Origin of the sequence: Psychrobacter faecalis (assembly GCF_016107575.1) — a bacterium.
Classification (GTDB): domain Bacteria; phylum Pseudomonadota; class Gammaproteobacteria; order Pseudomonadales; family Moraxellaceae; genus Psychrobacter; species Psychrobacter faecalis.
Genome location: NZ_JABAST010000030.1, coordinates 1 through 12,129, shown reverse-complemented (window position 1 = coordinate 12,129; position 12,129 = coordinate 1). Strand labels below are relative to the sequence as shown.

The window sequence follows — 12,129 nt, the reverse complement described above, 5'->3', positions numbered from 1 at the left end:
AGCGATTTAACCTGATATGACCACTCAAAATGATGCCGGCTTACCTAGAAACAATTTGGCTAATACGGAAAATGCCTGTCTTACTACTACCTCAAGCTCAAGCGCTACTGCCGATAGTAACGGCGCAACAGATGAACAAGCACCCATGCGCTTAAAAGAGCGTTTTCGTAAGTTTTTGCCTGTTGTCGTCGATGTCGAAACCGCAGGCTTTAATGCGCAAACCGACGCCTTATTAGAGATTGCTTGTATTCCTGTACTACTTGATGAGCAAGGCGTGTTTTATCCAGGAGAGGCATTTAACGCCCATATCGAGCCTTTTGAGGGCGCAAATCTTGAGCCAAGCGCGCTTGCCTTTACCGGTATCGATCCTAATAATCCACTGCGTAAAGCCATTGCCGAAGATGAAAAAACGGCGCTGCGCCGTATTTTTAAAGGCTTAAAAGAAGTACGCCGCGCTGAAGACTGCCGTCAATGCGTTTTGATTGGCCATAATGCCCATTTTGACTTAGCGTTTTTAAATGCGGCAGTGTTGCGTACCAACAGCAAAAACCATAATCCGTTTCACAACTTCTCAGTTTTCGATACCGTGACGCTGTCTGCATTGGCATTTGGACAAACGGTACTCGCGCGTGCTTGTAAGGCTGCTGGGCTTGATTTTGATGGTAATGACGCGCATTCAGCGCTCTATGATACCCAAAAGACGGCTGAACTGTTTTGTCATATTTTAAATAGCTACCCGATGCTCGCGAACGCTATCCATAACGAGCAGGAAAATACCGAGACAGCCGCTAACAGCACTGTCGATAGTAACGCTGACGACGCCAAGTAAAATAAAGCATACGCCCTTTGCATTGTTAAACTCAATGAATAGTGTTATCTATAGCTAATCACCTATTATGGATTAGGTGAGCTTAACAAAAAGGGACTTTGCTATGGAACCACAGGTTAAATTATGGGCAACCATTATCGGTTACATGCTACTGGCGTTAACCATTAGCGCTTGTACGTCGTTGTGGATTCGGCATCATTTAAAACGAAAAGACCTACATCCACGGCGCGCGCTTAAAAAAAGATACTTAATTTCAAAAAGACGTCGAAAAAGGCTTGACAGCAAGCGCGGTCGCCATTAAAATACGCACCACTTCAGCATAAATGGTGAAAGCAGCTGAAGCGTTGTTACTAGTCCCCATCGTCTAGAGGCCTAGGACACCGCCCTTTCACGGCGGTAACGGGGGTTCGAATCCCCCTGGGGACGCCACTATTTGGCGTCACTTATTAGCAAATTTGCTGTACAGCATCAATAAGACTAATAAGCGCACCAGCAAAACCCTGCTCATAGAAATATGAGTGGGGTTTTTTTATACCTATTTGTTTTCACGAATATCTATAGTGAGTGAAACTTAATATCGATACATCACGTACTGCTGATATCAATTTTTCTTGCTTGCTGTGCTTGCGCAGACAGAGGCTACAAAAAATTGATATCAGCAGTACCGTAGCGTTTTTAGAATATTTTGACTATATCTGTCTTTCATCAATATTTATAAATACTCATAAATAAAGTGAGCATGATTTACATTATTCTCTCGCAGCAAAAAGCCAGCACTGAATGCTGGCTTTTTAAATATCTATGCGCTAATTATTTACAACAATTTACCAAATCTTATCGGCTAACATCAACCAAAGCAGCGCCAACACGATTAAGCCCGCTAAGACACTTTGAATTAAGAAAAACGCTTGATGCTGACCGACGACTTTACCTAAGGTCACCCCTAGCGTACTGTATTTTATCGGCTGGGTATCAAGCTCACCAGTCTTTTCTTGGTCTTCATAATAACCTTGCAGAATATCTAAAAATTGCTGCCAGCCATTAACTTCCCAAGTATGGGGCTTAAATGGCATAAAAGATTTTAGCTTTGGCTCATTCATCATCCAGCGCTCAAGAGTGATCGAGCGTAGCGACCAACCCGCAAAACGGCGCTCAGCAATCGCCGAAAAATCCAATATTTTTAAATCTTTATGTCGATCATCGACCAACAAGCGATTTTTCAGATTGGTCAATGCTTGCTCTGACCCTTCTACACATTGAAAAAAGTAGCCATTGCCGTAGCAAAGGATACCGCTAATGTTATCGGCTTGATTACGCTCAATCGCGACCTCTGCGATGTCATTAAGCGTACTCGCACTTGCAAGACCAGTCGACGTAATGTGGCTCAGATATACAAGCTGGCAGAGATCTGGCGTTACTGGATTTGTCGAATCATTCACTGTTGACAATCAGCTTCTCCCTATTATCAGGTAAATGTAGCTAAGACAACCATACTCATTTTAGAAAAAATAGAGCAACAAGGCATTTAGAAGTAACAAATTGGCTTGTTATATTATTGATTTATAAATGTTTATATTAATTGTATTAAGTTGGTTACATCATAGGCTAATTTCGTCATCAAAGCAATATATGTTTATTTCAAATGACTACTTATTAATACTAAACGTTGCTTTAATAAGATTTATATTCAACATATAGCATAAATAAATGCTTTTTTATTCAACAGTCGGTCTAAAATCTTAGAAAAATAAAGATGAAAAATGGATGCTATGAGAAGAGTCATCTCAATTTAGAACTTGAGAATAGAAAATTTATAGTGAAATACTTAGCAGGGGAAAGAATGAGAAATGCAAATAGTGACGGTGGTGAGAATCTTTTAAGACAATTGGGACTGGGCGTTAAGAATCGCGGTAAGCAGGATGGCGTCGTCAGGATAGGTAAGTTTAATGTTCTGCCGATTGCCAACGACCAAACGAATTGGCAGCGCTAAGTACTCAAACGCGCTTGCTTCATCGGTGATAGCAAGGTCATGCTCTTCAACATACGCCAACACTTCCCGCAGCTTAGCTAAGCGAAAGACTTGCGGCGTTTGCGCTTGCCACATATTACTACGCTCAAGCGTACGTTCAACATAAGAATGCTGTTTACCTTTAGCGCTATTAATAGCTTCGGAGACAGCGCTAGCGTGCTTATAGGACGCTGTATAGGATTGTTTTAGGGTATCGGCAACTGGGGTCGCTAAGATAGCGCCATACGGCTCTTGCAGCGCGGCTTTAATCACTTTATCAATATCTTGTTGAGGCACCGCTGGACGCGCGGCATCATGGATAAGCACCAAGTCTGAGTCATGCGCACCTGCCCTAATAAGCGCCTCTACCCCTGCTTGCACGGATTGCCAACGCTCTGCTCCACCGCTCGTATATTCAATAGGCAATGCAAAATTAAGCGTCTGCGCCGTATGATCATCTTTTGCAATCACCAATAAACACTGATCAATATAACGACTGCTCGCAAGCCGTGCCACGCTATGTTGTAACAAGGTCTGCCCTTGTAGCTTGGTATATTGTTTGGCGATTGATGCACCAAAACGACTACCGCGACCCGCAGCGACAATCATGGCATGTATATGTGGTGTGGTATTCATAAGGTGGTTTTGATTGATACTCATGGTCAGATTCCATGATGATATGACTGGATTGGATAAAAAGGAAGTTAAAAAAAATCGTACTTTAAATATAAGCAGAAAAAATTATAGGTAATCATTTATTTTGGAGTAGATAGAATCAATAACGGCTATGGGTTGTCGGCGCTGTTGATACTTGTACAAAGGTTTCATTTGGCTTAATCAAGCCTAAATCTAAACGCGCGTGTTCCTCTACCGCTTCAAGGCCGGTTTTTAGATCATGAACGTCCGTACGCAGCAAGTTATTTGCCGCTACTTGATTGTCATTTAAACGCTGTTGTTCTTCAATCTGGGTCAATAATTTATGATGCTCAAATTGACCGTTTTCACCCAGCCAATACTGGTATTGCAGCCCTAACAGTACAGCGACCGCTAAAGCAAGTAAGATAAATTGGCTAAAGTATTTCATAAAGTATTAACGCCAAGTAATAAAGAGATAATAATTAAAACAAAAATCTGATTAAATTAGGCGCTATATCATCCTGTGAATGACAATATAGCGCTTAGCTTTAAGCCTAACTTTTCAGCTACTCAGCTGATTAGCCACGTAGACCGATAAACTCTTCACGGCCACGGTAGCTTGCACGTACTTGTTGCTCGATACGTAGTAGCTGGTTGTATTTCGCGACACGGTCTGAGCGGCATAGTGAGCCAGTTTTGATTTGACCCGCTGCTGTACCAACTGCTAAATCTGCAATAGTGCTGTCTTCAGTTTCACCTGAACGATGCGAGATAATCGTTGCATAGCCATTTTTCTTCGCTAGATAAATCGCATCTAGGGTTTCTGACAAGGTGCCGATTTGGTTAAACTTAATCAAAATCGCATTGGCAATGTGTTTATCAATGCCTTCTTGCAAAATAGCAGGGTTGGTCACAAACAAATCATCGCCAACCAACTGGACTTTATCACCAATCTGCTCAGTTAGGTATTTCCAGCCATCCCAATCCGACTCATCAAGACCGTCTTCGATAGAGATAATAGGATATTGACGCGTCAAGCCTACGAGGTAATCTGAAAAACCTTGGCTATCAAAGGATTTATTACCCTCGCCTGCCAAAATATATTGACCATCTTTATAAAACTCACTGGCAGCACAGTCTAGAGCCAAATGGATATCATCGCCTGCTTTATAACCGACTTGTTCAATCGCTTGCATGATCACGGTGATGGCTTCTTCGTTGCTACGTAGGTTTGGGGCAAAGCCGCCTTCATCACCGACCGCGGTATTTAGGCCCTGTGATTTTAATACTGATTTTAAGCTATGGAAAATCTCTGTCCCCGCACGCAGCGCTTCTGAAAAGCTGGTAAAACCAACCGGCTCAATCATAAACTCTTGGATATCAACGGTATTGTCTGCGTGCTCGCCACCGTTCAAGATGTTCATCATCGGTACTGGCATGGTTAATGATGTCTGATTGCGCAAGTTTGCAATATACTGATGCAATGGCAGGCTTTGCGACTTAGCAGCTGCTTTTGCTGATGCTAAAGACACCGCCAACATGGCATTAGCGCCAAGGTTGTCTTTATTTTCTGTACCATCGAGCGCAATCATAGCGTCATCAATCGCTTGCTGTTCGGTGACGTCTTTGTCCATCAGCGCGCTACGAATTTGGCTATTGACATTGGCAACGGCTTTTTTGACGCCTTTACCCATATAGCGACTTTGGTCGCCATCACGTAGCTCAAGCGCTTCACGTGAGCCCGTTGAGGCGCCACTTGGGGCAGCAGCACGGCCAATCGTGCCGTCAGCTAAGATGACATCAGCTTCAATCGTTGGGTTACCGCGCGAGTCTAAAATCTCACGAGCGCGAATGTCTATAATTGCGGCGACGTTGGTGGTTTCTTCAGCGTACATAATGTCTGTTAATTCCTATGGTCATGCCAAGTTTGAGGGATAAATAACGGCAACTACAATACAAAAAAGGTAAAACAAAATATCGTATAGCACTTATAGCAAAACCAGCAGCATCTATTCATATCATTGGCTGGTTTTATGTATTATTAAAGGTTTATCTAATACTTTAAGTGTCAGCTATCGTGCTTGGCATCATAGCATAAATTTTGTAAAACTTCCCTTATCTTACCCCAACTTGCGCCCATAAAATTAAATATCGCCTGTAATATCAGCCATTAAAGAGGGGTTTTAATCCCTAATAACAGCGGCGATATAACAGGCAGTTTGGCATTTATGCTTTTGTTAAATGCTTACTGTCAGTATGAGTATTAGAGACAGTGTTATTTAGCTCAACCTCGGTTTTGAATCGCGTCAGACGTAGCGCATTCATCAATACCGAAATAGAGCTGAGCGCCATCGCTGCGGCAGCAATCATAGGGTTTAAGAAACCAAAAGCGGCCAAAGGAATACCGAGGCAATTATAGATAAAGGCAAAGAATAGATTTTGCTTGATATTGCGCACCGTTGCATTGGCAATTTTTTGCGCCGCATCAATATGCATGAGCGACTCACCCATCAAGCGCGCAGAGGCACTATGCTGAGCAACATCCGTACCCTCAAACATCGCAAAGCTGGCATCGGCGGTTGCCATCGCTGGCGCATCATTGACGCCGTCGCCTGCCATCGCCACTTTGTGACCCGCTGTTTGTAACAGGGCAATTTGGCTCGCCTTATCACGCGGGCTCATTTTACCGTACGCTTGCTCAATACACAGCTGCCCTGCCACATGGTCAACGACCGATTGCTTATCACCACTCATCAAAATGACATTGATACCCGCATCTTGTAGCGCAGTAATTGCCTGCGGCGTGTCGTCTTTTAAATCATCAGCTAAGGCAAACGCGCCTAGCGGCTCATCGTTGATACTAATGGCGACAGTACTGGCAATTTGCCATACTTTTGGCATCAGTTTTGGCAGGGTTAAATGAGCAAACTCTGCCGTACCAACTTTTACCATACCTAAGCCTTCGATATTTGCTTGTATGCCCGCACCTTTGATGACACTGATATCGGTGACAGTCATCAATGGCAAGTTACGCTCTTGAGCCGCGTTAATCAACGCCGTCGCTAAAGGATGGCTGGCGTGCGCCTCAACACTTGCGGCAATTTGCAGCACATCATCGACGGCAAGCGATTTATCCACCATGACCTGATCGACGATGGTAGGCTTACCAATAGTCAGTGTACCGGTTTTATCGAGCACTACGGTATCGATATTACCTGCCGCCTCTAAGCTTTGCGCGTCTTTGAACCAAACGCCATGACGCGCGGCGACGCCCATACCGGCCATAATAGCCGCTGGCGTTGCCAAACCAAGCGCACATGGACAAGCAATAACCAACACCGACACCGCATGCATCAAGGCAGTATCAACCATACCCGTGAGCCACCACGTCAGCCCAAAAGTAACCAAGGCAATCGTTACTACCACAGGGACAAAAATAGCCGTCACTCTGTCAGCAAGGCGCGCTAAATTGGCTTTTGAGCCTTGTGCATCGCTCAGCGCTTGTACCATATCACCGAGCTTGGTATCGCTACCCTTTGCACTGACTCGATAGAGTAAGCTGCCATTTTCGACCAACGCCCCTGCTAGCAGTACATCACCTGCTTCTTTTTTAAGCGGTACGGACTCGCCAGTTAAATGACTCTCAACGCACCAGCCAGCACCGCCGATAACGACACCATCGGTTGCCACGCGGCTGCCTTGTTTGGCACGCAGGATATCGCCTACTTGCACCGCTTGTAGCGCGACATTATAAAAATCGCCATTTGGCTGTTGCTGCTCAACCTCATCAGGTGTTAGGGATAATAATAAATCAATACTGTTTAAGCTGTGCTTTTTGGTACGCTCTTCAAGATATTTACCCGTACGCACAAAGGCAATAACCATTACCCCTGCTTCAAAATAAACAGCGGGTCCGTGTCCGCCTGCATGCCCACTTTGCAATAAGCTGCTTAACGTGCGATCGCCATGGGTCAGCCATAAATAAGTAGAATACGCCCAAATGGTTACCGTGCCAATGACCACCAATACGTCCATATTGGCAAGACCACCTTTGATAGAGGCCCAAGCGCTTTTATAAAAAGGCAATGCTAAGCCAAACTGCACAATGGTCGCTAAGATAAACTGAATCCAAACAGGCGGCATCCACGCCATGCCTTGCCCAACCAGCATGCCTGCCATACCAACCAAGAACGGTAGCAAACAAACCCACAGCGCAATCAAGCGCCATGGATATTCAGTTGCGGTATCTTCATCCGACTTAGCAAACAAACTATCAGTGGCCTGCAAATTGGCCACAAAACCAGTTTTATTGACCCATTCTGTCACTTGCTCAGGCGTGGTTTGCGCTGGATCATAATCGACGTTAGCCGTCTCACCAGCGAAGTTGACATTGACTTCATAGACCGCCGGCTTCTTATTAAGGACTTTTTCGATGCGAGACGCACAAGCCTGACATGTCATCCCCTCAATCGCCAGTTGCAGGTGCGCACGCTTGGGCGCAAGCGGCGTATTTGACTGGATATCAGTCTCAACTTCATAAGGGTCATTGTTAGCGGTACGGGTAGCGTCATTCATAGAGAGAACTCGTTATTGCGTTAAAACGCATGATAGCGTTTAGATATTTAGGCATTCGTTTGCGCGAAAAAAAGCTCAATAGCTTGATAAAGGTGTTAGACGAAAGCGTATTTGAAGCGCCCTTTTCTAAACTTACTGGGATAAATACTAAATGGTTATGATTGGCGGTAATTCAACTTTTTCTATGCTTGCAACTCATCAAGAGCTATTGCGTATAAATGAAAAGACGTTAGTTATTGCTGCCTCATTATTTTTTAGCCATTAAAAAAACCAGCCATCAGGAGCCGGTTCTTTTATAAATATAAATAATCTTAAGAGTTAGCGACGGTGGCATCAAAGCCCGCTTCTTCAATAGCCGATGCAATAGCTTCTGCACTGGTCTTACTGTCATCAAAGGTCACGGTCGCTAAATTATCAGCCAAATCAACAGAGATTGTCTCTACGCCGTCTATGCCGTCAGTCGCGGTATGAACACTTGCCACACAACCACCACAAGTCATGCCATCAATATTAATAATTCTAGTTTGGTTTGCCATGAGGGGCTCCTTATTCTTATAACGGATTTTTTATTAGTGAATTTTTTATAATGTGCAAAAACTGTTTTGATAATGCTCTTTATGCGCTTAATTATCAATACAGCATGCAACTAGCATAAGACGTATTACTGCTAACAACAAGTAAGTTTGGTTATCACTGTATTAATAAAGCCATGAATTTATACCAAAACGACAAGCCACACTTCCTATTTCTAAAACAAGAGTAAGCTGTAATCTCTAATCATGGTAACGCGGGTTTTGCGGGGCATCGATAGGAAACGGCTGAGTCACGTAATCAACCATGCTGATTGCCGCAACAAATGCATGCACCGTCGTTTTGGTATCATCATAATGGATAAATGCCATTCTGTTTTCAGGCTGTAGCTCAATTTCTGTGACACCAGTAATGTTTTTTAGCGCCGTCATCACGCTCTCAAACCCTTCGGTATCATCGATATTCTCGATACTTACTTGTGCAACTTTAATCGCCATGATCTTATCCTCTCGTCGTTTATAGCATTTATAGCATTTATAGCATTAATGCGTATCCAATACCTCAAAGCCTTTGACCAACTCATCAATCTGCTTAAGCTGACGCAAAAACGGCTCTAATTGACTGGTTCGCAACGCACACGGGCCATCGCATTTCGCCACTTCTGGGTTTGGATGCGCTTCTAAAAACAAACCTGCCAAACCTGTCGCCATACCTGCACGAGCAAGGGTGGTGATTTGCTCACGGCGACCACCAGCACTGTCACTACGCGCTCCCGGCTGCTGCAAACTGTGCGTCACATCAAAAAACACGGGGACATCCATCTGCTTCATGGTATCAAAACCCAGCATATCGACGACCAAATTGTTGTAACCAAAGGCACTGCCGCGCTCACACAAAATCAGCTTATCGTTACCGCCTTCAAGGCATTTATTGACGATATGACGCATCTCGTGCGGTGCTAAGAACTGCGCCTTTTTGATATTAATAATCGCATCGGTTTTTGCCATCGCATGCACCAAGTCAGTCTGACGCGATAAAAACGCTGGTAGCTGAATAATATCAGCCACTTCAGCAACGGGCGCTGCTTGATACGGTTCATGGACGTCAGTGATAATCGGCACTTGGAACTTTTCTTTAATTTGCCCTAGCCAATCGATACCCTGCTCTAGACCCGGCCCGCGATATGAATGTAAGCTTGAACGGTTGGCTTTATCAAAGCTGGCTTTAAAGACATAGCCAATGCCCAAACGCTGACAGATATCCACATACTGCTCGGCAATCTCAAACGCCAATTCTTTGGACTCTAAAACATTCATACCACCGAATAAGACAAACGGCTGGTCGTTACCGATATTAATCGTCTTGCCACTTGGCGTATCGAGCTTGATATGTGATTGTGCGGTTAATAAATGTTCCATGAAGTGCTGACCCTCATTATTGTTATTTACTGTCGTTATCAACAACGTTTATTCATCTGACTTTTCCTATTGTAACCGATAGCTCAATGAAAAAAAGTATCCAAGCGTAATTGATAATTTTAACTGCCTGATATAAAAGCTGTACCTATAAAAAATGTCATTAGAAAAGTCTGAATTAAAGCCAAAAAAAAGACCAATCCGAAGATCAGTCTTTTTATGATTATTAAGCGGTTGTGCGATAACGACTATTTATTATCGCTATAATTCCTTGCCGCTTTGACAAAGCTGTTAAACAGTGGATGACCACCGCGTGGCGAGCTGGTAAATTCAGGATGGAACTGTACGGCGACAAACCAAGGATGGTTAGGAATCTCAACCGATTCAACCAAATGCTGCTTAGCAGAATAACCCGATATCGTCATACCTGCTTGCTCTAATGGCTCGATATAACGATTGTTCATCTCATAACGATGGCGATGACGCTCAGTGATATTGGTTGAACCGTAAATTTGCGCAAGCTTACTACCCGCCACCAGTTCCGCTTGCTGAGCGCCCAAACGCATGGTGCCACCAAGGTCTGAATCATCGCTACGAATCTGCAATTCGCCGCGCTCATCCAACCACTCAGTAATCAAACCAATAATAGGCTCGGCCGCGGTACGATGGAACTCAGAAGAATTGGCATCGATATGCAGCACATTACGCGCATATTCAATCACAGCCAGCTGCATACCAAGGCAAATACCAAGATAAGGTACGTTATTTTCGCGCGCATAAGTAATGGCTTTCATTTTGCCATTGGTACCGCGCTCACCAAAACCGCCCGGTACTAAAATAGCATCGGCATCGTTTAGACGAGCAAATAAAGCATCATCGGTTTCTAACAGCTCGGCATCGATATAGTCAATTTTGACGTCGGCTTTATGGGTGATACCAGCGTGTAGCAAAGCTTCGTTGATAGACTTATAAGCATCTGGCAATTCAACATACTTACCTACCATCGCAACCGTCACTGCCGCTTCAGGGTTGAGCTGAGCTTCGACCACTTTATCCCAATCGCTTAAATCCGCTTCTGGTACATCAAGACCAAAGCGCTCACAGATTAAATCATCAAGATCTTGCTCATGCAGGGTACGCGGGATTTGATAAATACTTTGCGCATCTTCACACATGATGACTGCGCGCTCTTCGACGTTGGTGAATAACGCAATCTTGCGGCGATTGTCTTGTGAGATATGGTGGTCAGAGCGGCAGATCAAGATATCTGGCTGCAAACCGATAGAACGTAGCTCTTTTACCGAATGCTGGGTAGGTTTGGTTTTGGTTTCACCTGCACTGGCAATATAAGGCACTAGTGTTAAATGCATCAGCATGGCGCGATTGCGTCCAAGCTCTACTTGCATTTGGCGTACCGCTTCCATAAAGGGAAGTGACTCGATATCACCGACCGTACCGCCAATCTCGATAATGGCGATGTCGTAGCCTTCGCCACTGGCAAGGATTTTGCTTTTAATTTCGTCAGTGATATGCGGAATCACCTGTACCGTACCGCCCAAATATTCTCCGCGGCGCTCTTTATTCAAAACGTTCTGATAGATACGGCCACTGGTGAAGTTATTGCTCTTACTCATCTTTGAATGGCGTAAAAAGCGCTCATAGTAGCCTAAATCTAAATCGGTCTCGGCGCCATCTTCGGTGACGAACACTTCGCCGTGTTGAAACGGGCTCATCGTGCCTGGATCGACGTTGATATACGGATCCATTTTGGTCATCGTCACGCTCACGCCACGTGCTTCAAGGACTGCGGCAAGAGAGGCTGCGGTAATACCTTTTCCTAGTGAGGACACTACCCCACCGGTCACAAATATAAACTTGGTCATAGTACTCTGTCGGTAATTGGTAAAAAAGGATTTTACTAAAAATACGCCACAAAATATAGGGCAAAAGCGCAAACTCTTTAAAACACTCAGTTTTTAACGCTTAATCATCTTCAGTGCGTAATCATCGTAAATACGTAGCTATTATAACCCACTGCAGCTTTAAAAAGGTCACAACAAAAAAACTCACCCCGAAGGATTAATGCCAGTCAGTTAAGGCAAAAACTCAATAAAAGTAATAAAATAGCCCATCTA

10 protein-coding genes and 1 tRNA gene are annotated in these 12,129 nt (G+C 44.2%); 2 read left to right on the top strand and 9 right to left on the bottom strand.

Translation table 11 applies throughout. The features are described from left to right. The first annotated feature begins 145 nt into the window (after nucleotides 1–145). Both rnt and JFC07_RS09655 read left to right on the top strand, forming a co-directional pair. Complete coding sequence (gene rnt / locus JFC07_RS09660) at nucleotides 146–829, top strand: ribonuclease T (protein WP_068407276.1); 684 nt, start codon at nucleotides 146–148, stop codon at nucleotides 827–829. Between the two features lie 353 nt (nucleotides 830–1,182). Continuing rightward, nucleotides 1,183–1,258: transfer RNA gene (locus tag JFC07_RS09655), tRNA-Glu, on the top strand. 395 nt (nucleotides 1,259–1,653) lie between these two features. Here JFC07_RS09655 and JFC07_RS09650 read toward each other — a convergent pair. From JFC07_RS09650 to JFC07_RS09610, 9 genes are all read right to left on the bottom strand, one after another. Next, the gene (locus tag JFC07_RS09650; protein WP_227678299.1) at nucleotides 1,654–2,268 is read right to left on the bottom strand and encodes a BLUF domain-containing protein; all 615 of its coding nucleotides are present in this window, start codon (nucleotides 2,266–2,268) and stop codon (nucleotides 1,654–1,656) included. Between the two features lie 437 nt (nucleotides 2,269–2,705). Next, nucleotides 2,706–3,497 (bottom strand): 2-C-methyl-D-erythritol 4-phosphate cytidylyltransferase, encoded by a 792-nt coding sequence (gene ispD / locus JFC07_RS09645; protein ID WP_226928933.1) that lies wholly within the window; start codon nucleotides 3,495–3,497, stop codon nucleotides 2,706–2,708. A gap of 115 nt (nucleotides 3,498–3,612) precedes the next feature. Beyond that, entirely contained in the window at nucleotides 3,613–3,921 is a 309-nt protein-coding gene (locus tag JFC07_RS09640; RefSeq protein WP_068407112.1) for an FtsB family cell division protein, read from the bottom strand. Between the two features lie 130 nt (nucleotides 3,922–4,051). Next, nucleotides 4,052–5,368 (bottom strand): phosphopyruvate hydratase, encoded by a 1,317-nt coding sequence (gene eno, locus JFC07_RS09635; RefSeq protein ID WP_193032172.1) that lies wholly within the window; start codon nucleotides 5,366–5,368, stop codon nucleotides 4,052–4,054. A gap of 331 nt (nucleotides 5,369–5,699) precedes the next feature. Then, the gene (locus JFC07_RS09630) at nucleotides 5,700–8,048 is read right to left on the bottom strand and encodes a heavy metal translocating P-type ATPase (protein ID WP_198328935.1); all 2,349 of its coding nucleotides are present in this window, start codon (nucleotides 8,046–8,048) and stop codon (nucleotides 5,700–5,702) included. Nucleotides 8,049–8,359: 311 nt separating this feature from the next. Beyond that, nucleotides 8,360–8,584 (bottom strand): heavy-metal-associated domain-containing protein, encoded by a 225-nt coding sequence (locus tag JFC07_RS09625; RefSeq protein ID WP_198328934.1) that lies wholly within the window; start codon nucleotides 8,582–8,584, stop codon nucleotides 8,360–8,362. Nucleotides 8,585–8,821: 237 nt separating this feature from the next. Then, the gene (locus tag JFC07_RS09620; protein WP_068407125.1) at nucleotides 8,822–9,076 is read right to left on the bottom strand and encodes a hypothetical protein; all 255 of its coding nucleotides are present in this window, start codon (nucleotides 9,074–9,076) and stop codon (nucleotides 8,822–8,824) included. A 45-nt stretch (nucleotides 9,077–9,121) separates the two neighbouring features. Continuing rightward, entirely contained in the window at nucleotides 9,122–9,997 is an 876-nt protein-coding gene (kdsA, locus tag JFC07_RS09615) for a 3-deoxy-8-phosphooctulonate synthase (protein WP_198328933.1), read from the bottom strand. A 245-nt stretch (nucleotides 9,998–10,242) separates the two neighbouring features. Beyond that, nucleotides 10,243–11,877, bottom strand: coding sequence for a CTP synthase (locus JFC07_RS09610; RefSeq protein WP_198328932.1), 1,635 nt, complete (start codon nucleotides 11,875–11,877; stop codon nucleotides 10,243–10,245). Nucleotides 11,878–12,129 lie beyond the last annotated feature (252 nt).

Excerpts from the sequence above, each read along its gene's own strand:
- rnt (WP_068407276.1), top strand. The coding sequence starts at position 146 with ATGCGCTTAAAAGAGCGTTTTCGTAAGTTTTTGCCTGTTGTCGTCGAT.
- ispD (WP_226928933.1), bottom strand. The coding sequence starts at position 3,497 with ATGAGTATCAATCAAAACCACCTTATGAATACCACACCACATATACAT.
- JFC07_RS09640 (WP_068407112.1), bottom strand. The coding sequence starts at position 3,921 with ATGAAATACTTTAGCCAATTTATCTTACTTGCTTTAGCGGTCGCTGTA.
- eno (WP_193032172.1), bottom strand. The coding sequence starts at position 5,368 with ATGTACGCTGAAGAAACCACCAACGTCGCCGCAATTATAGACATTCGC.
- JFC07_RS09630 (WP_198328935.1), bottom strand. The coding sequence starts at position 8,048 with ATGAATGACGCTACCCGTACCGCTAACAATGACCCTTATGAAGTTGAG.
- JFC07_RS09625 (WP_198328934.1), bottom strand. The coding sequence starts at position 8,584 with ATGGCAAACCAAACTAGAATTATTAATATTGATGGCATGACTTGTGGT.
- JFC07_RS09620 (WP_068407125.1), bottom strand. The coding sequence starts at position 9,076 with ATGGCGATTAAAGTTGCACAAGTAAGTATCGAGAATATCGATGATACC.
- kdsA (WP_198328933.1), bottom strand. The coding sequence starts at position 9,997 with ATGGAACATTTATTAACCGCACAATCACATATCAAGCTCGATACGCCA.
- JFC07_RS09610 (WP_198328932.1), bottom strand. The coding sequence starts at position 11,877 with ATGACCAAGTTTATATTTGTGACCGGTGGGGTAGTGTCCTCACTAGGA.